This is a genomic window from Acidiferrobacter thiooxydans (assembly GCF_003333315.1).
Taxonomy (GTDB): Bacteria; Pseudomonadota; Gammaproteobacteria; order Acidiferrobacterales; family Acidiferrobacteraceae; genus Acidiferrobacter; species Acidiferrobacter thiooxydans.
The window spans coordinates 664,143-687,353 of record NZ_PSYR01000002.1 but is presented as its reverse complement, the minus strand read 5'-3'; the positions used below and the strand labels follow the sequence as shown (position 1 = coordinate 687,353).

Below are 23,211 nucleotides of genomic sequence, written 5' to 3'. Positions count from 1 at the left end.
GAAAGTCCTCCGATCGACATTGACAGGGCGGCGGTTCGCCCGTATGTTCGCGGTTCAAACGGCCGTGGTTGGCGCGCCGCTCTTCTCACGGCATCTGGACCGGCCGGACGCGCCGCCGGCCCGTCCGGGCACCCCAGGTGGAGTATGGATCAGTTTCCCCGCATAAAGAGATTACCGCCGTACGTCTTCAACATTGTAAACGACCTGAAAGCCGAGGCCAGACGGCGCGGCGAGGACATCATCGACTTCGGGATGGGCAATCCCGATCACGCCACGCCCCAGCACATCGTAGACAAGTTGTGCGAGGCCGCGCAACGGGGTGATACGCACCGGTATTCGGTATCCCGGGGGATACCGCGCTTGAGGCGCGCGATCTGCCACTGGTACGAGACCCGTTATGGCGTCACGCTCGACATGGATCGCGAGGCGATCGTGACCATCGGCTCAAAAGAGGGCCTGGCGCATCTCGCGCTCGCGACCACAGGGCCCGGGGATGTGATCCTGGTGCCTAACCCGAGCTACCCGATCCATCCCTATGGCTTTGTGATCGCCGGTGCCGACATCCGGCACGTGCCGCTCGTGCCCGGCGGCGATTTCTTCGCCGAGCTCGAAAGCGCGATCCGCAACTGCTGGCCCAAGCCCAAGATGCTGGTCTTGAACTTTCCCAGCAACCCCACCGCGCAATGCGTCGATCTCGACTTCTTCGAGAAAGTGATCGCAGTGGCGCGGGATCATGGCATATACGTGATCCACGATCTTGCCTATGCCGATATCGTGTTCGACGGCTACAAGGCCCCATCGATCCTGCAGGTACCTGGGGCCATGGAGGTCGCCGTCGAGTTCTTCACGCTGTCAAAGAGCTATGACATGCCGGGATGGCGGGTGGGCTTCATGTGCGGTAACCGCGAGCTGGTGGCGGCGCTGGCGCGTATGAAGTCGTATCTCGATTACGGCATGTTCACGCCCATCCAGATCGCCGCGATTCTCGCGCTCGAGGGGCCACAGGAGTGTGTAGGCGAGATCCGCGACCGGTACCAGAGCCGTCGCGATGTCCTGTGCGACGGCCTGAAGGCCGCCGGCTGGGAGGTGGACGTACCCAAGGCGACGATGTTCGTATGGGCCAGGATCCCTGAGCCGTTCCGGGAGATGAAGTCGCTGGAGTTCGCGAAAAAGCTCCTGCTCGAGGCCAAGGTGGCGGTGTCGCCCGGTATTGGCTTTGGCGAATATGGCGACGATTATGTGCGCTTCGGTCTCATTGAGAACGAGCATCGCACGCGTCAGGCGGTGCGCAGCATCCGCGACCTTTTGCGGCGTGCCGGCATGCCGGCGAAGGAAGCGTTGTGAAGGCGGTCCGTGTCGGCCTTTTGGGGTTCGGGGTCGTGGGCGGCGGCACGGTCGCGGTATTGACGCGCAACGCCCATGAGATCGCGCGCCGTGCTGGGCGCGGCATAGAGATCGTGAAGATCCTGACGCGCGACCCGGGCAAGCGCCGCGCGCAGGCGGTGCCCGAGGGGCTCATCACCACGGATGCCGCCATGATCCTGGACGACCCGACCATAGAGGTCGTGGTCGAGACCATGGGCGGCATCGAGCCGGCCCGTTCCTACATCCTGGCGGCCATTGCCAAGGGTAAGCATGTCGTCACCGCCAACAAGGCCTTGATTGCCACCGCCGGCAACGAGATCTTCGCGGCCGCGCGCGCACGGGGTGTGGTGGTGGCCTTTGAGGCAGCGGTGGCCGGTGGGATCCCGATCATAAAGGCGATCCGCGAGGGGCTCGCCGGCAACCGTATCCGCGGGGTCGCCGGCATCATCAACGGGACCTGCAACTATATCCTGACCGAGATGCGCGAACATGGCACCGAATTCGCCACAGCACTGGCGCAGGCCCAGGAGCTCGGTTACGCGGAGGCTGATCCTCATTTCGATGTCGACGGAATCGATGCCGCGCATAAGCTTACCATCCTCGCTGCCATCGCTTTTGGTATACCGCTTGCGTTTGCGCAGGTGCATATCGAAGGCATACGCGATCTCGAATCCGCGGACATCGCCTATGCCGCCGAGCTCGGGTATCGCGTCAAACATATCGGGATCGCGCGGCGCGTGTCAGACGGCATAGAGCTGCGCGTTCATCCGGTATTGATCCCTCACAAGCGGCTCATCGCCAACGTCGACGGGGTCATGAATGCCATCCTGGTGTCCGGCGATGCCGTGGGCTCGACTCTATTCTACGGCCCGGGGGCCGGCGCCGAACCGACGGGATCGGCGGTGGTCGCCGATATCATTGATGTGGTGCGCACGCTCACGACCGATCCCGAGCTGCGCGTACCGCATCTTGCCTTTCAGCCCGACGCGTTGTCGGATGGCCCGATATTGGGCATGGCGGATGTGACCACCGCCTGCTATTTGCGTTGCGAGGCCGAGGATCGGCCCGGTGTGCTTGCCGACATCACGCGCATACTGGCCGATCTTGGCATCAGCATCGAGGCGATCCTGCAAAAGCCCCCTGAGCCTGGCGCCCATACCGTGCCGGTGATCCTCCTGACTCACGGTGTACGCGAAGCCCAGATCGACGAGGCCATTGCGCGCATTGCGGCATTGTCTGCGGTCACCGGCAAGATCCGGCGCCTGCGCGTCGAATCATTCGCATAGGAGCAAGAATTTCCATGAGTCGTTATACCGGTATCATCGCGCGTTACCGTGACTGGCTTCCGATCGCAGACGACAGCCGCATCATTACCCTGGGCGAAGGCGATACACCGCTCATCCGGCTGGATCGACTGACGCGCACCACGGGACGGACCGCGGCCCTGTATGTGAAGTTCGAGGGCCTGAACCCCACCGGATCCTTCAAGGACCGTGGCATGTGTTTTGCCGTGACCAAGGCCTGCGAAGCCGGCTCGCGCGCCGTGATCTGCGCCTCCACCGGCAATACCTCGGCATCGGCCGCGGCCTATGCGGCGCGCGCCGGGATCAGCGCCTTTGTTCTGATCCCGGAGGGCAAGATCGCGCTTGGCAAGCTAAGTCAGGCCATGATCCATGGCGCGGTGGTGGTGCAGATCCAGGGAAATTTCGACGCCGGTATGCGGCTTGTGAAGGAGATCGCCGAGGCGACACCCATCACGCTCGTGAATTCCGTGAATCCTTACCGGCTGCAGGGGCAGAAGACCGCGGCCTTCGAGGTCGTCGATGCCCTGGGATTTGCGCCGCACTACCATTATCTGCCGGTCGGCAATGCCGGCAATATCAGCGCCCATTGGCTGGGATACCGGGACTATGCCCGGGAAGGGCGTTGCGCGATCCCAAAACTCGTGGGCTATCAGGCGGCGGGCGCCGCGCCGTTCGTCGCGGGTCGCATGGTCGATGAACCGGAGACCGTGGCCACCGCCATCCGGATCGGCCATCCACAATCGTGGGCGCTCGCGCAATCGGCGCGCGAGGCCACGGGCGGCTGGTTCGGGGCGATCGACGATGCCGAGATCCTCGCGACGCAGAAACTCATGGCGCGCGAGGAGGGGATATTCTGCGAGCCGGCCTCGGCGGTGTCGGTGGCGGGGGCCTTGCGCGATTTGCGCGCCGGACGCATCGAGGAGGGCACGACCGTGGTGTGCACGGTCACCGGCCACGGCCTGAAGGACCCCGACGTTGCCATCCGTCAAGGGGGGGCGAGTGAACTCGTGACCATCCCTCCGACGCTCGCGGCGGTGCGCTCCGTGATTCTCGATCGTTCGTCCTAGGATGTATCACGCGCGCGTGCGCACCGACCGCCACCGCGCCGTTTTGTCGGGGCCTTGACTGTGCCGCCGGCGCCCGCGGCCCCTGCGATCACGCTCTATGTGCCCGGGCTCCACGGGGGTGCAGGATGGCCGAAGCCCCCACCCGCGGCGTTTGCGCGGGCCCTGGCGCGCACCCGGCGCGTGGCGGGGGGTGACGAAGGTTATGCGGCTCGGGCCCTTACGCTCTTCGACCTGCCGCCCTCGGCCGGGCTCGCGGCCCTGGCGCGCCTCGGCGAAGGACGGGCGCGCGATGATCGCTGGTGGGTGCGCTGCGACCCCGTGCACCTGGCGGTGGATGGCGACCGCTTGCTGCTTTTGGATAACGACACCCTGACACTAGACGCCCACGAGGCACAACGCCTCTGTGCGCGCGTGGCGGAGGTATTTGCCGCCGACGGCGGGGTGATCGAGGCGCTCGCGCCGACGCGCTGGTATCTGAGCCTGCCGGACCCCGAGCCCTTGCATACCACGGCCATGGCCGAGGTCGCCGGCCGCAATATCCATGATTACCTGCCCGAAGGCCACGCGCGCTATTGGCGGACCCGTTTGAACGAGGCACAGATGGTATTGCATGAGGCCCTGAGCGCCGGCCATGGGGGTGAGGCGGCACGCGGTGAGGCCAATAGCATCTGGCTGTGGGGTCCGGGGCGCGCCACGCCGTCCATGCGCGCCGCTTTGGCCTTTGGGCGCGTGTTCACCGACGATGCCCTCGTGAGCGGCATGGCGCAGGCCACCGGGGCTATGGTGGCGGGACTGCCGGCAGGGGTTCCGGATCTCGATTACGCAGGCGCGACCTTGATCGTATTACGCGGGGCGCAGGGTGCTGTGCAGTATGGGGATACCGACGCGTGGTCGTCCTTCCTGGAGGCCTTTGTCACTGCCTGGTGGCAACCGCTTGCCGCCGCTGTGCGCGCCCGGCGGCTGGCACGATTGTCGTTGATCGGCGACCGCGGACCGTGTCATGTCCTGGAGCCGGGCTGGTGGCGCGCGTTCGCCGGGTGGAGGCGTCGATGACCGCGCGATCGGCGCCGACGGCTATCGTAGAGGCGGTCCTCGATCGTCTCTATGCGGCCCGCGGGGTCGGAGATCGCGCCGCGGAGACCCGTGGGCTTGCGGCACTTGCCGTGCCCGATACCTTGAGCGGACTCGAGCAGGCCACCGGTGCCTTGGCAGAGGCCATAGCGCGGGGTGAACGCATCCTCGTCATCGGTGACTATGATGCCGATGGCGCCACCGGCACCGCCCTTGCGGTGCGCGGGTTACGGCGCCTGGGCGCGCGCGATGTCCATTATCTGATCCCGGACCGGGCGCGCGAGGGTTATGGTTTGAGTGCCGCCATAGTGGCGCGCGCCGCAACCCTGGAGCCACAGTGGATCCTGACGGTCGACAACGGCATCAACAGCCTGGAGGGGGCACGCGCGGCGTGCGATCGCGGTTTGCGTCTTATCATCACCGACCACCATCTGCCCGGCCCGACGCTGCCCGAGGCGGTCGCCATCGTCAATCCCAACCAGCCCGCGGATCGCTTTCCGAGTAAGGCCCTGGCCGGGGTCGGTGTGGTGCTCTATGTCCTGATCGCGCTGCGTCGGCGACTGGCCGCCGACCATGTGTCGCTTGCCGATCTCCTGGACCTCGTGGCGCTCGGCACCATCGCCGATTGCGTCCCGCTCGATGCCAATAATCGCGTGCTGGTGCGCGAGGGGCTGCGGCGCATGAACGCCGGACGCGCCTGTGCCGGTATCGAGGCCTTGCTGCTTGTAAGCGGCAGACGGCCCGGGCGGATCTATGCCCAGGACCTCGGTTTCCAGATCGGGCCGCGGTTGAACGCCGCCGGGCGGTTGGCCGACATGAGTGTGGGTGTGCGCTGCCTGCTCACGGATGATCGCGCCGAGGCCTTGGCGCTGGCGCGCGAACTCGATGCCCTGAACCGCGAACGGCGCGAGCGCGAAGCGCAGATGCAGGCCGAGGCCAGCGCGCATCTGGCGGTGGCAGTCGAGGCCGACACCTTGAGTGCCGGGATTTGTCTCATGGAGCCGCACTGGCACCCGGGTGTCGTCGGGATTCTCGCCGGGCGCCTGAAAGACGCCTACAAGCGGCCAGCGATCGTATTCGCGCCCGCCGATGACGGTTCTCTGCGAGGCTCTGGCCGCAGTGTGCCGACGCTCAACCTGCGCGATACGCTGGCGGCCATCGGCGAACGCCATGCGGGTCTGATCCGCCAGTTCGGTGGACACGCCGCGGCCGCCGGCCTTACGGTCGCCGAAGACGATTACCCGCGCTTTGCCGCGGCGTTCGCAGACGAGGTCGAGCGGCGCATAGGGCGCGGCCCGTTCGTCGACGCGCGCGGCGATGGCGTATTGCAGGTGGAGGAATTGACGCTGGCGCTGGCATCGGCAATCCGTGCCGGTGGTCCGTGGGGCAATGGTTTCCCTGAACCGCTCTTCGAGGGGGTTTTTGGGGTGGTGGAGGCGGCGGTGGTGAAGGAGGCACATCTGCGCCTGCGGCTCGCCATGGACGGTCGTGACGAACCCCTGAAGGCCGTGGCATTCCGTTGCAAGCAGGCGCCGCCTATCGGCAGTTCTATTGCCGTGCGCTACTACCTCGGGGTCGATGACTTCGGCGGCCGCGAGACCCTGTGCCTGTACGTTGCAGAATGGTCCGCCGTGTCGCCGGGGCCTTAAGTGCGTTACACTCGACACCAGTATTCGCGCTCGTCTTGACCGTTGGCGGGCGACATGCAGGACCGCCTGCGGGGCGGACGCGGATGACTGCACGAACAGACTCATTGGACCGATCGCGTGAACATAAAATCGCTTGCCGAGTGCGTCGGCAATACACCGCTCGTAGCCCTTCAGCGCCTGGGTACGGAGCGGGGGAACCGTCTGCTCCTAAAGCTCGAGGGCAATAACCCGGCGGGCTCGGTCAAGGACCGGCCGGCGCTCAACATGATCGAGGCCGCCGAGCGCCGCGGGACCATACATCCGGGCGACACCCTGATCGAGGCCACGAGCGGCAATACCGGGATCGCGTTGGCCATGGCCGCTGCGATCAAGGGTTATCGCATGGTGCTGGTCATGCCCGAGCACATGAGTGTCGAACGCCAGGGGCTCATGCGCGCTTTTGGCGCGCGGCTGATCCTCACCTCGAAGGCCGGCAGCATGGAGGAGGCCATCGACACGGCGCGTGCCATGGAGGCGCGTGGCGAGGGCTACATCCTTGACCAGTTCTCGAATCCCGACAACCCGGACGCCCACTACCGGACCACAGGCCCGGAGATCTGGCGCGATACCGACGGCACCCTGACCCATTTCGTGAGCGCCATGGGGACCACCGGGACCATCATGGGGACCTCGCGCTATCTGAAGGAACGCAATCCGGGGATCGTCGTGGTCGGCGTGCAGCCCACCGCCGGGTCATCGATCCCCGGCATACGGCGGTGGCCGGCGAGCTATCTCCCGGCAATCTATGAGGCCACACGCGTGGACCGCATCATCGACATCGGACAGCAGGAGGCCGAGGACATGACACGCCGGCTGGCGCGCGAGGAGGGGGTCTTTTGCGGGGTGTCCTCGGGCGGGGCAGTGGCCGCGGCGCTGATGCTCTGCGCCACGCTCGAGAATGCCACCATCGTCAGCATCGTCTGCGACCGTGGCGACCGCTACCTGTCCACGGGTGTGTTTCCGGCGTCATGAATGTCCTCGTGTTCGATATCGAGACCGTGCCGGACGTGGCCGCGGGGCGCCGTCTCTACCACCTCGACCTGGCAGACGAGGACGTCGCGCGGGTCATGGTCCACAGGCGGCGTGAGGAGTCCGGCCAGGAGTTTCTGCGCCACTATCTGCACAAGGTCGTGGCGATCTCGGTACTCTTGCGCCGCAACGACGAGTGCCGTGTGTGGTCGCTCGGCGACCCCGCGGCCTCCGAGGCCGAGATCCTCGCGCGCTTCTTTGAGGGCATCGAGCGATTTTCGCCGACGCTCGTGTCGTGGAATGGCGGCGGCTTCGACCTGCCGGTGCTGCATTACCGCGCCCTGTTGCACAAGATCCCCTGTGGTCGCTATTGGGAGACCGGCGATGAGGACAGCGCGTTTCGCTGGAACAATTATCTGAGTCGCTATCATGCCCGGCATACGGATGTGATGGACGTGCTCGCGGGCTACCAGGCGCGCGCCACGGCGCCCTTAGACGAGATATCGGCGTTTCTCGGCTTTCCCGGCAAGCAAGGCCATGACGGCGCCGAGGTCTGGGACCGGTATCGGCGTGGCGAGATCGCCGGCATCCGCGACTACTGCGAGACCGATGTCTTGAATACCTATCTTGTCTACTTGCGGTTAGAGCTCATGCGCGGGCACCTGGCGCCCGAGGCCCACAGGCAGGAAGAGGAGCGGCTGAAGACTGTCCTGGCAGCCGCCGGCAGGCCCCATCTGTCGGCCTTTTTGCAGGCGTGGGAGACGGCGGGCGCATGAGGACCCGGCATCTGCCGGAGGACGCGACCTGTGTCATCGCCTCCTTGAATCACGATGGTTCCGGCGTTGGACATTGCGACGGCAAGGTGGTGTTCGTGGATGGGGCATTGCCCGGTGAGGAGGTGCGATTTCGTTATGTCGGCCGCAGGCGCCGCTATGACACCGGCGCGGTACGAGAGATTCTGGTGCGCTCCGCCAAGCGCGTGGAGGCGCGATGTGCGCATTTCGGGGTGTGCGGCGGCTGCCAGCTCCAGCACCTAGAGCCGACCGCCCAGCTTGCCGCCAAAGAGGGTATCGTGCGCGAAGCCTTCGCCCATATCGCGCAGGTGGACTGCGCGGACTGGGCGCCTCCCGTGACGGGTCCGGTATTCGCGTATCGGCGCAAGGCCCGGCTCGGGGCACGGGTGGTCGACAAGAAAGGCGGGCTTTTGCTCGGATTTCGTGAACGCCGGCACTCCTATATCGCACCCTTATCCTACTGTCATACGCTCGATGCGCGGCTCGGCGCGCATCTCGCCGACGTGAAGGCGCTCATAGCGGGCCTGTCTTGTCCCGAGGCCATCCCGCAGGTCGAGTTTGCGGCCGGCGATGACGCCGCGGCGCTGGTGGTGCGCCATCTGCGCGACCTGACGGCAGCAGACCTGCGGGCGCTTTCCGCCTTCGGGGAGACACAGGGATTGGCCATGCATGTCCAGGCCGGTGGGCCCGAGACCGTGCAACACGTGGGTGGACCCAGCCTGGTCTTGCACTATGCCCTGCCGGAGTTCGCCGTCGACCTGACCTTCGGGCCCACGGATTTCATCCAAGTGAATGGTGAGACCAACAAGGCCATGGTGGCGCAGGCGGTAGACTGGCTGGGGCTTGAGACCAGCAGCCGTGTGCTGGACCTATTTTGCGGTCTTGGGAACTTCACGTTACCCATAGCCCGCCATGCGGCCTCGGTATTCGGCATCGAGGGCGCGCCGGCACTCGTCGACAAGGCGCGGCGCAATGCGCGCGCCAACGACCTCGACAACGCGACGTTTGCGGTGGCGGATCTGGACGCCGACACCTTGGGCGATGTGCTCGCGGAACGGCCCTTCGACGCCGCGCTGCTCGACCCCCCGCGCACTGGGGCGATGGCGGCGGTCAAGGCCCTGGCGGGGCGCGGCGTGCCACGCCTCGTCTACGTATCATGCAATCCCGCGACGCTCGCGCGCGATGCCCAATGGCTCGTGCATAAGGGGGGGTACCGCTTGCGGCGCGCCGGGGTCGTGGATATGTTCCCGCAGACCCATCACGTCGAGGCCATGGCCTTGTTCACGAGGGACGCCTAGATGCCCTATATCGAGGTCGATGTCGCCGCCCAGTGGTTGCGGCTCTACGAGCGCGAACGGGGACGCGTGATATGGGAAAGCGCGGTGGCCACTGCCAAAAACGGCGTGGGCGAGCGCTACGGCAGCTATCAAACGCCGCGAGGTCTGCACGTCGTACGCGCCAAGATCGGCGATGGCGCCGCGCGCGGGACGGTGTTCGTCGGACGTCGCCCGACCGGCGAGATCTATAGTCCGGCGTTGCGCCGGCTCCATCCCCAGAGGGACTGGGTATTGACGCGCATCCTATGGTTGAGCGGGCTTACGGTGGGCGAGAACCGCTTGGGTGCGGTCGACACCATGCGCCGCTACATCTACATCCATGGGGCCCCGGACGAGGACCCGATGGGTATACCCTCGTCGCACGGTTGTATCAAGATGCGTAACGACGAGGTCATGGAACTCTTTGATCGGGTGCCACCCGGCACCCGCGTGCGTATCATTGCGTAAGGAGACGCCATGTCCCTAGGTCCGGTCATGATGGATTTGGTGGGAACCACGCTATCGCCGCAGGAGCGCGCGCGGCTGCGCCACCCGCTGGTCGGGGGCGTGATTCTCTTTAGCCGGAATTACGAGAGCCCGGCGCAATTGCGCGCGCTAACCGCCGAGATCCACGCCCTGCGCGATCCCCCGCTCATCATCACAGTCGATCACGAAGGCGGACGTATCCAGCGTTTCCGCGCGGGATTCACAGACCTTCCGTCGGGCGCGCGCATCGGCGAGATCCATGCGCTCGATCGTGCGCGCGGGCGCAAATTGGCCCATGCGGCCGGTTATGTTATGGCCGCCGAACTGCTGGCCCATGGCGTGGATATGAGCTTCGCGCCGGTGCTCGATCTCGGGCACGGCGTAAGCACCGTGATCGGTGATCGGGCGTTTGCCGAAGACCCGCTGGTGGTGACCGAGCTTGCCCGGCAATATGTGCTGGGCATGACCCAGGCCGGGATGGCGGCCTGTGGCAAGCACTTTCCCGGCCACGGTGGGGTGATGGGGGATTCGCATACTGAGCTACCAATTGACGAGCGCCCGCTGTCAGCGTTGAAGAATGCCGATCTCATCCCGTTCGCGCGCCTGTGTCCGACGGTGCTGGCGGCGATCATGCCCGCGCACGTCTTGTATCCGCGGGTGGATGCCCAGCCTGCCGGTTTCTCGCGCGTGTGGCTGCAAGAGGTATTGCGCAAGGCGCAGCGCTTTAGCGGAGCGATCTTCAGCGACGATCTCAGTATGGCGGGGGCCCATGGGGCCGGCGATCTCGGTGCGCGTGCCCGCAAGGCCCTGGCCGCGGGGTGCGATGTCGTGCTCGCCTGCAACGACCCCGACGGTCTCGATGGCCTGTTCGGGGCGCTCTCTGGCTACGTCAATCCCTTGTCGCAGGCGCGTATAACACGCCTGCACGGGCGTCCGGCGTGGACCGCAGAGGAACTCCCCGCCAGCGCCGACTATCGCGCATCTCGCCAGCTCTTACAGTCATTATTTAGCGAATCGCCATGAGTGGGAGGGCGAGGCCTCGAGTATCGCCGAAGTCGGCTCTGTCCGACACACCGGCGCAGACGACGGCACTGTCGCGCTGCCGACGGTGTCCCAGGCTCGCGACGTTTCGCGATGAGATCAAGGGTCGCTACCCGGAGTATCGCTGCCGGCCGGTGCCGGCGTTCGGCGATGCGTCCGCGCGTCTCGTGATCGTGGGACTGGCCCCGGGACTCCATGGCGCCAACGCCACCGGCCGGCCGTTTACCGGCGACTACGCAGGCATCCTGCTCTATGAGACCCTCCATCGCCTGGGGCTTGCCAACCGTGCGCAATCGCTGGCAGTCGGCGATGGGCTGGCGCTGACCGGCGCGCGTATCACTAATGCCGTGAAATGCGTGCCCCCGGCCAATCGCCCGACTGCCGAAGAGATCCGAACCTGCGCGCCCTATCTCAATGCGGAGCTTGCCGCGTTACCCGAGGGTGGCGTTATCATGGCCCTGGGCCGCATCGCCCACGAGGCCGTGCTGCGGGCCTTCGGCACACCGCTTGCGCGCCACCGCTTCGCGCACGGCGCGCGTCATGAGGTGGCGGGCCGGATCGTGTGGGACTCTTATCACTGCAGCCGCTATAACACGCAGACACGGCGTCTGACCGCGACCATGTTCGAGGAGGTCTTTACGGCCGCTGTGCGCGAGGTGTCATGAGTGATCTACGCGAGTTGGTGCGGGGTTTGGGGGACTGCCCTGGGGTCTATCGCATGCTAGACGAGGGCGGGGTGGTGCTCTATGTCGGCAAGGCCGTGAGCCTACGCAAGCGCGTGAGCAGCTACCTTAGGCCCGCGAAGAGCCCACGGATCGCCTCGCTCATGGCCGCCGTGCATCATATCGAGGTCACGGTGACGCATACCGAGACCGAGGCCCTGTTGCTCGAAAATAACCTCATAAAAACTTTAAGACCTCGCTATAACGTATTGTTACGAGACGATAAAAGCTATCCCATGATCTTTTTGGGCGGGGCGTCGGACTTCCCCCGGCTGGGGTTCCATCGCGGGGCGCGCCGCGAGCCCGGGCGGTATTTCGGGCCCTATCCCAGCGCCACGGCCGTGCGCGAGACCTTGAATCTCCTCCAGCGGGTGTTTCCGGTCCGCCAGTGCGAGGATTCCGTATTCCGCAATCGCACGCGCCCCTGTCTGCAGTACCAGATTCATCGATGCTCAGGCCCGTGCGTGGGGTTCGTGGACAAAGAAAGTTATGCGCAGGATGTTCTGCACACGCTGTGGTTTCTCGAGGGCCGCAACAAGACCCTGCTTGGTGACCTCAAGCGGCAGATGACGGAGGCTGCCGCACGGCTCGATTTCGAACAGGCGGCGCGGCTACGCGACCGCGTAGCGCTTTTGGCTGCCGCGCAGGAGCGCCAGTACGTCGATAACGACAAGGGTGATGCCGATGTCCTGGCGGTGGCCGAGGACAGGGGTGTGCTGGTGGTCGCGATCCTGGCGATACGCGGGGGGCGACAGCTCGGGTGCAAGACGCTGTTTCCGCGTGTCCCCGAGGCCATGTCCGCCGGGGAGGCGCTGGCCGCGTTTCTCCCGCAGTATTATCTCGGGCAATCGCCGCCCACGCATATTTATATCGGCACCCCGGTTCCGGGACGCGAGTGGATCGCCCAGGCCCTGTGTGCCGACTCCGGGCATGCGGTGACGATCGCGGTACCCGCGCGCGGGATTCCCCGGCGATGGGTGGCCTTGGCGAAGACCAATGCCGCCGATGCCCTGCGCCGTCGGCAGGCGGAGCGCGCCGGCCACAGTGCGCGCTGGGCGGCGATGATCGCGGCCCTTGGGCTGGCGGCAGCCACGCGCGTCGAGTGTTTCGACATCAGCCATACGCAAGGGGAGCTGCCTGTAGCCTCGTGCGTGGTGTTCGGTCCGGATGGGCCGATCAAGAGCGACTATCGGCGTTTTCATATCGAAGGCGTGGGCGCTGGTGACGATTATGCGGCCATCGGTCAGGCGGTCGCGCGCCGTTACGCCAAGGCCCCGCTGCCCGATCTCGTGTTGATCGACGGCGGTGCGGGCCAGGTGGCTCGTGCCGAAGAGGCCTTGCGGGCGCTCGGACGGCAGGCGCGCGTGCTCGGTATCGCCAAGGGGCCGGAGCGCCGATTCGGGGATGAAGAGTTCCATGAACCGGGGCGCGCCGAGCCTTTCACTCTCGATCACGCGCCCGCAGCCTTGGTGTTTCTGGCGTCCGTGCGCGATGAGGCCCACCGGTTCGCCATAACTGGGCACCGCGCGCGGCGCGCCAAGGCGCGGCTCGTGTCGGAACTCGACACCATCCCCGGGGTCGGGCCAAAGCGCCGCCAGACCCTGATCAAGGCCTTGGGCGGCGCACGTTTCGTGGCGCAGGCCGAACTCGCCGATCTCGAGAGACTCCCAGGCATCAGCAAGGGACTGGCGCGGCGCATCTACGACATCTTTCATGCCAAAGGCGAACCGTGCCCCTGAACGCACCCAATATCCTGACGCTACTCCGGATCGCACTCATTCCGGTGTTCGTGCTCGTGTATTTCCTTCCGGTCTCATGGGCCAATGTCGGGACCGCGGGATTCTTTTTGCTGGCGGCCCTCACGGACTGGCTGGATGGGTATCTCGCGCGGCGATGGAACCAGTCGTCGGCGTTCGGGGCGTTTCTCGATCCGGTGGCGGACAAACTCATGGTAGCCACGGCGCTCATCATGATCGTGGCCAATCCCAAATTGCATCCACCACTGCTCAGCACCTCGCTCTTTTCCGTCGTGGTGTTGGTCATCATCGGTCGCGAGATCGCAGTCTCGGCATTGCGCGAGTGGATGGCGGAGGTGGGTAAGCGCAAGAGTGTCGCGGTGTCGGTGGTGGGCAAGTTCAAGACCGGCGTGCAGATGGTGGCGATCCTGCTATTGCTCTACGAGCGGCCGGTCATAGGTGTCTCGGCGTTCCGGGCCGGCGAACTCCTTCTTTATATTGCAGCCCTGCTCACGCTCTGGTCGATGGGCGTCTATCTGAAGGCGGCGTGGCCGGAACTGACGAGAGGGGAGGGCGAGAGTCGGTAGAGAAATGTTTTACGCCCTTGTTGATTGCAAGGGCCGTTGGCCTTAAGGGCTACACCTCCCGCAAGCGGCGGGAGTTCCCGAAGCGCAAGCGCCTCTCTGTGGCCGGGATCCGCCCTGGACGCAGGCGTATAGCCTGGGGACGGCGGGCGCGGTTTCCGTGAGGGTCATCCGTCGATACCGTGCGCAGTGCCTGGGAACATAGCCGTCCACCCGGCGGCGACGCTCTCACCCCCAGCCCCCGAAAGGGATGGATATTCGCGCGCTCTTCTATAACGCGCAGTTGGGTGTCTCATGACACAACAGGCCGCAAATCAGGAAGGCCTTTGAGGCGAGCCGCCACCAGCAATCATCTAAGATGCCAGATCGTCTTCGGAGTTACCCCAAAGGATCGTTTCATAGTCTCGGCCCCCGTAGTAGGCGCCGATGATCGACACAATCCGCGCCTCGGTGTCTACGAGGAACGCAATCACAGCACGACGACGGTAGTTTGTGATGCGCAAGCCCGCTAGAAGGTCGTCACGCCCGCGGCCACGCATCGGGAACGTGGCGCTTCGCAATACGTGATAATGGCATCGACGTAACGACTGGCGAAGCGATCTTGCTGATGTAATCCTCGAGTTCTGCAAGCTGGTCGCGGGCTGCGGGAGAAAACGGGATCGTGTAGCTTATGTCCGGGTCTTGGCGACCACCTTCCTGCGTTTCACCAAATGCTCGCGCACTGGTCTGCAGTAAGGGCCTGCCCGGGCCCGCTCGCAACGCCTCCGCTGCTGGCACCACAGTGTCGCGCAGCCACTTCTCCACGACTTGGTCACGTGCGAGTAGCGCCCGCAGGCCGTCCCGGATGAGCTCGCTTTCGGTGGCGTACTCACCCGAGCGCACCTTGTCCTTCACCGCGTCGGCCATTTCCTTGGGTAGAGTGATGCTGATCTGTTGAGTCGTTCGCATGCGGGAACTCGGGCGAATGAGGGGAACGCGCTCCGATCAAGGACGACGTTTGACGCGACCCTGTTGTGGCCCCCAAAGCCGCAGACTGGCTATGTGCGGATCAAACCACCTCACGTAAGTCCATGTCGACATGAATGTCGGCAAACGGGCACACAACTCCGCCGCGGTCGGTCCGTTCCAGGAGCCCGAGATCCGCAAGCGCCGTCACATCTTCCTGTACGCGCCTCACGTCGCGCCCCCGCCAGTCCGGTTGCACGGTAACAATCAGTGTACGCTGTTCCATCGTTCCGCCTCCGCGACGAAGTCTTCTATCAAGAGATCGATGCCCGCGAACAGAAATTCTCTATGTAAAGAGGTATAGCCCTGGATCACCCGCTGGCAGGTAAACCGACATTCGGCAATTGGTGTCGGAAGTGCACTCGATCCAGTGGGCTTGTAGGAGATTTCGACCACTCTGCGGGCCGTCTCATTGGGGAACGCGAATTCTGGTACCAAACCCCATGAGTCCCACACTGAAAATAATGGTTATTGAGGGTGGCACAATTGAAGAATGGGGACGTCATGATGATGTGATTGCGTCCAACGACCATTATGCGAAACCATGGCATGCGCAAAAGAGCAGACGGCATAAGGACGGCTTGGGCGCATCTGTAGGCCAAGAATGCGGACAGGCATGTCCGATAGACGCAATGGGTCGCAATAGGGGGACTCCATTCAAAAGCGAGTGGGCCGCCCCTCTTAGATGAAGCCCATGGCTTTGACATTGCCAAAAGGAGACAGGAAGATGTCGGCGACCCCAAGCTCGGCGGCATGCAAAAGATCTACGAGGTCCATGGCCTCGTAGAGGCACACGGGTTGCTGGATGGCATGCCGGTGTGCAATGTCCGACGCCAAGTAGGCATAGCGTTCCGCGACCGGCCGGTCCCTATGAGGATATCGGTGCCCCAATTCCGAGTTCAATCCCGAGGCTGAAAGAAACACCCGGCCGCCCGGTTTGAGGTAATGCGTCCAGGCGCGCACGGCCGCAATCGCCTCGGCGTAGCGCAGGTAATGAATGGCTCGCTGACAGATAATGGCATCGTAGGGCGCATCAGGCAGGGTCTTGGGTAAGGCCCGGAAGTCCGCCTGGATGAAGTGTGGTGGCCGTGGAATGGGGCGTCCGCTTAAGGCGCGTTGGATGTCCGCGCCGTGGTCATGTCGGTCTACAGCGGTAACTAGGGCGCCGCAGGCCACCATGCGTAATGTCTGTCCGCCTCTTCCGCAGGCCAGATCCAAAGCGGAGGGGCGGGTCGTGGGGTTTTGCGCAAACCGTGCATCGAGAAAGGCGAGGCAGCGCTCGTCCAGATCATCCGCGCGTTGGCTTGCGACATCAATGCCCTGGCCCGCCCCAGCGAGGCGCCGACGCGTCCGCTCGTCAAGCCATGGTTCATTGTGAAGGTCGAAATGCTCCGGGACCATATACATATCCTTTTTCGTGAGGTTGCTTACCAAAACCATAAAAACGCGATCAGCCCGCCGGGTCGCCTGATTAGCTATCTCACCGCTTTGACATAAGGATAGCCTAAGCGGATGGCAATTCGACGACACCTTGCCAAAATCGCGGGTCATGCCGACCGTGGCCAGGATAGACATGGGCCGGACAGCCACCTGCAGGCCGCCAAAAACATAGGGTTAAACGCAAAGGGTAGCCATAGGCCGCACGACCAGTGGTCCGCAGGGGATTATGACCAGAGAGACGCCTATTCGCCCAAGACACGTCAAGGTCTCGCGTGATCTCTGTGTGTTGAAAAAATATCAGGGGCGGATCTTTGGCGCACGACAGTAATCTTGCTGTGTCGTTTGGCGATGGCGGTAGCCTATACGATGATGGAATGAATGGAGTCCGCCGTCAGGCCTATGGACCGGGATCTGACCCCGGCATCTTGTCATCGGTCGCGGCAGGTTGTGCGTGCGATTGTGGAGAATCCCGCGCGGCCTCTGCAGCCCCTGCGCTTCGTGAATCGCGGGTCCGTCTACGGCGGCACCGGTTTCCATGTCCAGGCATCCATGGCAACTGGGCCGATGATCGCCCCAGTTCGAAGCCTGCACTTTATGCCTGGACTCCCCGTGTTTCAGTAGCCCGTCGTCACCGGATTTTGTGACAGCTGCCATCAAGAAAGCGAACATGCGCCCGAGGCCTTTATAGCCCCAGTGCCTTACAGACCCCCTTCCTATCAGACCGGCGTCACGGCCCTGAGACCATAGGAAGCCCTTTAAGGCCGCTGTGGCCGGATAGACTCAGGCCCAGGGCAGGGCCGTTACAGGGCCAAGCCCTTTTCGGGGGCAGGGCGGCGCGAACCGGCGCGTGCGGCCGCCGGCGACATGTCCCAGTCGCGCCATGATAGCCCTCTCTTTTGCTGACCTTACGCACCCAGGCGGCCTGTCCTGCGGAGGGCATCGCCGGGCAGGGGATCGCCTTAGGATGCAGCGCAGCAGAATGTCCCCATGGCCCGTCACGGACCGCGCGGGCGAGCCGGTCGATGACCGGTACACGCTGGATCACGAACACCCCTTATCAGGCCTCACAGACATGCGCCGGGCGCGGGCCCATCCACGCCGACGACCGGAATCACAATCCGGTTGTCTAGAGGCCTGCGGGCATCACGGCAGCGCCGATCACAACATGGGGCAGGTTATCGCGCGGCGGGGTGTGCGGTTGCGGCTCTCCGGTGGATATCAGCCCAAGGAGAGGAAGCGCTGCGGGATATTTCGGCAGAAGGCCGGTGAGCACTAGGGCTGGAGCGGTCCGGATCCACGCCTGAGGAGTCCAGCGTAAGTCATGCTATCCGAAACGGTGTCACGCAGAAGACGCAGAAACCCAGCAAATCTCACCGTGAACAGAGAAACGCCGCTACCATCACAAAAGCGATGTAGCGACGGGGGAGCGCATGCGTCGACTAGGCCCTTTTAGCGAAGTGGGCCGACTGTTGCGGCGCGCGCATCGCAAACCGGCCGGGGCGGCAGCCTGACGGCACCGCTAACCGACAGGTTGCCCTTGGCGCCAAAAAGAATGCGCCCCACATCGCGGGGACCATCCGGGCCAGTCAGACCTCGTCGTTACCCCGTTTACTCAACCGGACCTGCCCACTCCGACCGTCCGGAGACGGCAGGTTGCAGATAGAACCCTGCCTCCCGGAGTTTGCGGGCCACGGCAAGCGCCTTGTCCCCGGCAATTGCCTCCTGAGAGAGAATGTCGGCGGCGATACGACCGGCCTCTTTGAGGCTGACGTCCAATACGACAAAATCCGATCCCTCCGTTCTAACGTGCATACGTCCCCCTCAATCCCCGAAAGCGTGCGGGGGCTGTACGAAATGGTTTTTCATGCGATAGGCCTGCTCTTTTAGCAAATTGGCCATATCAAGGGTCGCACTGGCAAAGGTCTCCGCGTTTTTTATAACAGGATCGCTGAAACCCTCCAGTTCAGCCTTGTCGAACTTGAGCACGACCCGGGATGCCGACTTCTCAAGAATTTCCATGATCACTCCTTAGTATGAGACCGTTTTACCGCACAATCCGTCGCACATCGACGTTTGCATAGATAGACTCATCCATCGACCGGAAGTTCTCCGGCACCTGCACAGACCTTTGTCCCGGCCTGTACGACAGACCGGCGCCGCCGTATCGTCGAATCGCGCATCCACCGCATGAGCCCATCCTTAGCGTCCCTAAACCGGCACGATCCGGGCTTGCGCCTGATCATGTCTTTACGAGACGGCGTGGCCGATAATAGGGCCATACGCTCCGTTGACGAATCGTCAACGCGACCCATGGTTATTAGCCGCAGCATTGTCGCGGAATAGGGTAGCGTGAACGAGGGGGGGTTATGAGTGCTGATATGGGCCTGAGCACCGAAGAGGCGCAACGGCGCTTGGCGCAGTACGGACCCAATTCCGTTATCGAGATAAAGCCGCGCACATGGGTGCTATTCCTGAAAAAATTCTGGGATCCGGTGCCGTGGATGCTGGAGATCACCCTGATTCTCGAACTCGTTCTTGGAAAGTGGCCGGAGGCCATCATCATCGGCTTGCTGCTCGTGTTCAACGCCATCCTGGGCTTTCGCCAAGAACATAAGGCCCAGGGCGCCCTCGATGCGCTGAAAAGACGCCTTCATATCATGGCACGCGTCTTTCGCGATGGGCAGTGGCGTAGCATCGCGGCCCGTGACCTCGTGCCGGGCGACCTGGTCCATGTGCGTATCGGCGATATCGTGCCGGCCGATATGACCCTGACGGATGGGCAGATCTTGGTCGACCAGTCCGCGCTCACGGGTGAATCCATACCGGTCGAGCGCAGCGCGGCAGCGGCTGTCTACTCGGCCTCCGTCGTTCGGCGTGGCGAAGCCAGCGGAACGATAACGGCGACAGGCGCGCGCAGTTATTTCGGCAAGACAGCCGAGCTGGTTCGCGGCGCGGGCTCCAAGAGCCATTTGGAGGAACTCGTGCTGGCGATCGTCCGCTACCTCGTGATCATGGACGGCTTTCTGGTGGTGGCCATCTTGGTCTATGCCACCGTCACACATATGCCCCTGGCCGAAATCCTGCCCTTTGCCCTTATTCTATTTGTGGCCTCGGTGCCCGTAGCCCTTCCGGCGACCTTTACCCTCGCGACGGCCATGGCCTCCCTTGGGCTCGCGCAGCGCGGCGTGCTCGTGACGCGCCTGGCGGCCATCGAGGAAGCGGCCGCGATGAGCGACCTTTGCAGCGATAAGACCGGCACACTGACCCAAAACCAGCTCAGTCTGGTGGCAGCCCGCCCTATGGGTGAAACGACGCAGGCCCAGCTCTTATCCATGGCTGCCGTGGCCAGCGACGATGCCACCCAAGACCCTATCGACCTGACCATCCTGGCTGCCGCCCACACGAACAATGCGGCGATACCCCAACGTACAAGCTTTACGCCATTCGACCCGGCCACAAAACGTTCCGAGGCGTCCTTTGAGGCCGGCGGAGGGCGGTGGCAGGCCATGAAAGGGGCGCCCCAAGTCATTGCCGAGTTGACCCAGGCGGCCGGCTGGGAGCCTATCGCCGCGGAACTGGCGACCCAGGGGGCACGGGTCCTGGCGGTGGCAGCGGGCCCCACGGGGGCGCCGCGTTTTCTCGGGCTGCTGGCCCTGGCGGACCCTATCCGCGCCGACGCGCCGGGGGTCTTGCAGGCCCTGCACGATTTCGGGGTGCGGGTGCGGATGGTGACCGGCGATAACGTCGCCACCGCGAAGACCGTCGCGCAGACGCTGGGCTTGACCGGCACCATCTGCGATCGCGTGGATACTGGCAAGGATTGCGCGGTCTATGCCGGCGTTTTTCCCGAAGACAAGTTTCATCTGGTGCAGGGTTTGCAACGGCACCGCAGGATCGTCGGCATGACCGGTGACGGCGTGAACGATGCGCCCGCCCTCAAGCAGGCGGAGGTGGGGGTCGCGGTGGAGAGCGCCACCGACGTCGCGAAGGCCGCGGCAAGCCTCGTTCTGACGACGCCGGGGCTCTCCGGGGTCGTCGACGCGATAGAAACCGGCCGCCGCGTCTATCAACGCTTGTTGACCTACACCCTCAATAAGATCGTCAAGACTTTTCAAATCGCGCTTTTTCTGAGCCTGGGACTGCTGGCTTTCCGGAGCTTCGTGATCACCCCACTTCTCGTTCTTTTGCTCCTGTTCGCCAACGACTTTATTACAATGTCTCTGGCCAGTGATCGCGTGCGGCCCTCGCCGACCCCGGACCGATGGGATGTCCGCGCGCTCATCTTCTCTTCCCTCGTCGTGGCCATAGCATGGCTTGTCTATATTTTTGCCGTGTACCTGAGCGGATGGGCCATGGGCCTGCCATTACACGCCCTGCAAACCTTGGATTTTTTGGGGCTGGTATTCTCCGGCCTTGCGAACGTCCTCTTGGTTCGCGAGCGCGGCCATTTGTGGCACTCGCGTCCAGGCGCGCTTCTTCTCTGGGCCGGTATCGCCGACATCGCCATAGTCAGCGTGCTGGCGCAACAGGGCCTTCTTATGGCACGGCTGCCTCTGACCATCACCTTGTGGCTGCTTGTAGCCACGATCCTGTATACATTGCTGCTCGATCAAATCAAGGTGCCGCTGTTGCGACACCTCACAAAAACGGATTCATGACGATCGCATAGGAAGAGCCACCCGCTAAGCCCGTGTTAGAGCCCGTTAACGGGCGCGTAGGACCTTGACCAACGCAAGTTACGGCAAGTGGGGTGTGCCGGCCCTATGGTTGCGCCCATTGCGGCCGCCGCGCCCCATCGCGCGACGCATGAGCGCGGTATATGGGAGAGCTCAGGTTTCGCGCAGTCTGCAAGATCGCTGTCGCCAATGAATACCAGACGGGCACCCGTGGGATATTGCCGATAAGACGGTCGACGCTGGTAGCGCCACAAGACCCGCACCGCGGCCCATGCGCACAATGAATGCGGTCAGGCCAACCAATTTTTCAGATCATGTTGACAAAGATATGTCGAATAGATATAGATCAAGCAAACATCTTTTGATCCGCCTATTCTATGGATAGGAGTACGAGATCCGGCTGGGTAGGCGGCACACACGAACGGTCGGCGACTGATGGGATTTTGGGTGTACTAGGATTGCGGTAAGGAAGATGTTTGAGCGTGTCATTGGGAATGCTTTTATCGGCGATGCCGGTTTACGAACGACGCCACGGCAGATAGTCGCGGCGAGGGGAGGGCGATCGAAAGTCGTAGGGTGTTGAGGGGTGTCCGATACGGCTCGTCCGTACCCAATTTAAGGATCGTACGGGGCAGTTTGGTGACCGATTTTAGGGAACTGCGGCCCCGAAAAGCTGGTATGGATCTTCGTTTTCGGGACACAGGGGGTCACTTAAATAACAACGAGGAATTCCTGTGTACAAAAAGATACTAGTTGCTATCGATGGTAGCCACACCTCTTCCCTGGCCCTGCAAGAGGCGATCAAGCTGGCCCAGGAACAGTCGGCGCGTTTGCGGCTGGTGCATGTGATCGATAAATTTCCGTTCATCACGGCGGATGCCGGCATGATGGACAATGCACAGCTCGAGGAGATCTTGTTCAAGGCCGGGCAGGACGTCATAGACGAGGCGCGGGCCAAGGTCATAGCGGCAGGACTTGAGGTTGAGACCGCGCTACCCGAGAACTTGACCCAACGGATCGCCACCGTCATCGCGGAAGAGGCCAAGGGCTGGTCGGCCGATTTGGTCGTGGTGGGCACTCATGGGCGTCGCGGTATACAACATCTGGTCCTGGGTAGCGTGGCCGAGGGCGTAACGCGGGCGGCGATTATGCCCATCCTTTTAATCCCGAGCCGCCACTAGCGTCGTGCGCACAGCCTCTGGACGCCGATCCCCGTGCGGAGGCCTAAGCCTCGCCCCAGCAGGGCGCGGCTATCGATGCCGGCGAGCGCACAGGCGGCGTGCAGGCAAGCACCCGCAGCCTGCGCTTGTCGGATATTCTGGGCGAAAGTTTGGCGATCCTTCAGCGGAATCGTTCGTCCGCGCCCTCTCGGGTATCGCCGAGAGGTTTTTGAGAGCACCAATAAGGCGGCGGTCTCGGCCAAGGCCTTGTCCTTACGCCGCATCTCGCGCTCGCGTTCCTGGATGCGCCGCCGATCCTTGCGGGTCTCCTCGGGTCTGGCCCGGACCTCGGCCGGGGTGGCCAAAGCCGCGATGGCCATTACGGCCTCCAGACGGGCAGTGGCCGTCCAGGTCCGCCGTTCTCGGGGCTCCCAAGGCCTTAGCCCGCCAGCGTTCCAGCGTGGCCACTCCTACCCGCAACTCCTGGGCCACCTTGTCCACGCCGCGCTCTCGGGGGCGGCGGCCGGGTTGAGCACGGCCGTCGTTCTCTCACCTCGCCCCAGATTAACGATCAATGGAGGCGGCAACCCCTGTGACGCACGGGTTAATGGCCAGGGCGCCATTCATCGGGTCCGGGTGTACGGGGAATGGAAACGAATTCCCGGAGGATTGCGCCTCTGGGCCCAGGGGTATTTCGTTTCCACGTTCGGCTGGAATGAGGCCATGATCCGGAAGTTCTTCAGAAACCAGGAGCCAGAATACCGGCGTTCGGACCTAATGAACCTGT

General features: G+C 63.7%; 20 protein-coding genes and 1 pseudogene. 15 read left to right on the top strand and 6 right to left on the bottom strand.

What is annotated here, in order from left to right; all coding sequences use genetic code 11:
* Positions 1-144: 144 nt before the first annotated feature.
* From alaC to pgsA, 13 genes are all read left to right on the top strand, one after another.
* On the top strand, positions 145-1,344 hold the full coding sequence (gene alaC, locus C4900_RS10330) for an alanine transaminase (protein WP_065969636.1): 1,200 nt from the start codon (positions 145-147) through the stop codon (positions 1,342-1,344).
* A complete protein-coding gene (locus C4900_RS10325; RefSeq protein ID WP_114283055.1) occupies positions 1,341-2,651 on the top strand; it encodes a homoserine dehydrogenase in 1,311 nt (436 codons plus the stop codon). The genes alaC and C4900_RS10325 overlap by 4 nt, the downstream gene beginning before the upstream one ends.
* A gap of 14 nt (positions 2,652-2,665) precedes the next feature.
* Positions 2,666-3,736 carry a threonine synthase gene (thrC, locus tag C4900_RS10320; protein ID WP_065969632.1) on the top strand — a complete coding sequence of 357 codons (1,071 nt, stop codon included), beginning with the start codon at positions 2,666-2,668 and terminating at the stop codon, positions 3,734-3,736.
* 60 nt (positions 3,737-3,796) lie between these two features.
* Entirely contained in the window at positions 3,797-4,789 is a 993-nt protein-coding gene (locus C4900_RS10315; protein ID WP_114283054.1) for a hypothetical protein, read from the top strand.
* Positions 4,786-6,456 carry a single-stranded-DNA-specific exonuclease RecJ gene (gene recJ, locus C4900_RS10310; protein WP_114283495.1) on the top strand — a complete coding sequence of 557 codons (1,671 nt, stop codon included), beginning with the start codon at positions 4,786-4,788 and terminating at the stop codon, positions 6,454-6,456. Before C4900_RS10315 ends, recJ begins: the two co-directional genes overlap by 4 nt.
* A 117-nt stretch (positions 6,457-6,573) precedes the next feature.
* Positions 6,574-7,467, top strand: a complete 894-nt coding sequence (cysM, locus tag C4900_RS10305; RefSeq protein ID WP_114283053.1) for a cysteine synthase CysM — start codon at positions 6,574-6,576, stop codon at positions 7,465-7,467.
* Positions 7,464-8,240 (top strand): 3'-5' exonuclease, encoded by a 777-nt coding sequence (locus C4900_RS10300; protein ID WP_065969629.1) that lies wholly within the window; start codon positions 7,464-7,466, stop codon positions 8,238-8,240. Before cysM ends, C4900_RS10300 begins: the two co-directional genes overlap by 4 nt.
* Complete coding sequence (gene rlmD / locus C4900_RS10295; RefSeq protein ID WP_114283493.1) at positions 8,237-9,556, top strand: 23S rRNA (uracil(1939)-C(5))-methyltransferase RlmD; 1,320 nt, start codon at positions 8,237-8,239, stop codon at positions 9,554-9,556. The genes C4900_RS10300 and rlmD overlap by 4 nt, the downstream gene beginning before the upstream one ends.
* A complete protein-coding gene (locus C4900_RS10290; RefSeq protein ID WP_065969625.1) occupies positions 9,557-10,042 on the top strand; it encodes a L,D-transpeptidase in 486 nt (161 codons plus the stop codon).
* Between the two features lie 9 nt (positions 10,043-10,051).
* Positions 10,052-11,083, top strand: a complete 1,032-nt coding sequence (gene nagZ / locus C4900_RS10285; protein WP_065969623.1) for a beta-N-acetylhexosaminidase — start codon at positions 10,052-10,054, stop codon at positions 11,081-11,083.
* Positions 11,080-11,766: a uracil-DNA glycosylase gene (locus C4900_RS10280; protein WP_114283052.1), complete on the top strand. Its 687-nt coding sequence runs from the start codon at positions 11,080-11,082 to the stop codon at positions 11,764-11,766. Before nagZ ends, C4900_RS10280 begins: the two co-directional genes overlap by 4 nt.
* The gene (gene uvrC / locus C4900_RS10275) at positions 11,763-13,562 is read left to right on the top strand and encodes an excinuclease ABC subunit UvrC (protein ID WP_065969621.1); all 1,800 of its coding nucleotides are present in this window, start codon (positions 11,763-11,765) and stop codon (positions 13,560-13,562) included. The genes C4900_RS10280 and uvrC overlap by 4 nt, the downstream gene beginning before the upstream one ends.
* On the top strand, positions 13,553-14,146 hold the full coding sequence (pgsA, locus tag C4900_RS10270; protein WP_065969619.1) for a CDP-diacylglycerol--glycerol-3-phosphate 3-phosphatidyltransferase: 594 nt from the start codon (positions 13,553-13,555) through the stop codon (positions 14,144-14,146). The genes uvrC and pgsA overlap by 10 nt, the downstream gene beginning before the upstream one ends.
* 708 nt (positions 14,147-14,854) lie before the next feature.
* Here the strand turns inward: pgsA and C4900_RS17325 are convergent.
* The 5 genes and pseudogenes from C4900_RS17325 to C4900_RS10240 form a co-directional block, all read right to left on the bottom strand.
* A pseudogene (locus C4900_RS17325) lies at positions 14,855-15,091 on the bottom strand (ribbon-helix-helix domain-containing protein); the annotation flags it as partial.
* A 100-nt stretch (positions 15,092-15,191) separates the two neighbouring features.
* Positions 15,192-15,374: an HVO_A0114 family putative DNA-binding protein gene (locus C4900_RS10255; protein WP_065969618.1), complete on the bottom strand. Its 183-nt coding sequence runs from the start codon at positions 15,372-15,374 to the stop codon at positions 15,192-15,194.
* Positions 15,375-15,829: 455 nt separating this feature from the next.
* Positions 15,830-16,549: a class I SAM-dependent methyltransferase gene (locus C4900_RS10250; RefSeq protein WP_170132508.1), complete on the bottom strand. Its 720-nt coding sequence runs from the start codon at positions 16,547-16,549 to the stop codon at positions 15,830-15,832.
* Positions 16,550-18,196: 1,647 nt separating this feature from the next.
* Entirely contained in the window at positions 18,197-18,400 is a 204-nt protein-coding gene (locus C4900_RS10245) for a hypothetical protein (protein ID WP_065969615.1), read from the bottom strand.
* Between the two features lie 9 nt (positions 18,401-18,409).
* Positions 18,410-18,607, bottom strand: a complete 198-nt coding sequence (locus C4900_RS10240) for a hypothetical protein (protein ID WP_065969614.1) — start codon at positions 18,605-18,607, stop codon at positions 18,410-18,412.
* A gap of 347 nt (positions 18,608-18,954) precedes the next feature.
* Here C4900_RS10240 and C4900_RS10235 point away from each other — a divergent pair, with 347 nt between their 5' ends.
* Entirely contained in the window at positions 18,955-21,246 is a 2,292-nt protein-coding gene (locus C4900_RS10235; RefSeq protein ID WP_065969613.1) for a plasma-membrane proton-efflux P-type ATPase, read from the top strand.
* Between the two features lie 752 nt (positions 21,247-21,998).
* Positions 21,999-22,445, top strand: a complete 447-nt coding sequence (locus C4900_RS10230) for a universal stress protein (RefSeq protein ID WP_065969611.1) — start codon at positions 21,999-22,001, stop codon at positions 22,443-22,445.
* On the opposite strand, the gene C4900_RS10225 is transcribed toward C4900_RS10230, so the two are convergent.
* Entirely contained in the window at positions 22,442-22,804 is a 363-nt protein-coding gene (locus C4900_RS10225) for a hypothetical protein (protein WP_065969609.1), read from the bottom strand. The two genes, C4900_RS10230 and C4900_RS10225, sit on opposite strands and share 4 nt — an antisense overlap.
* Positions 22,805-23,211 lie beyond the last annotated feature (407 nt).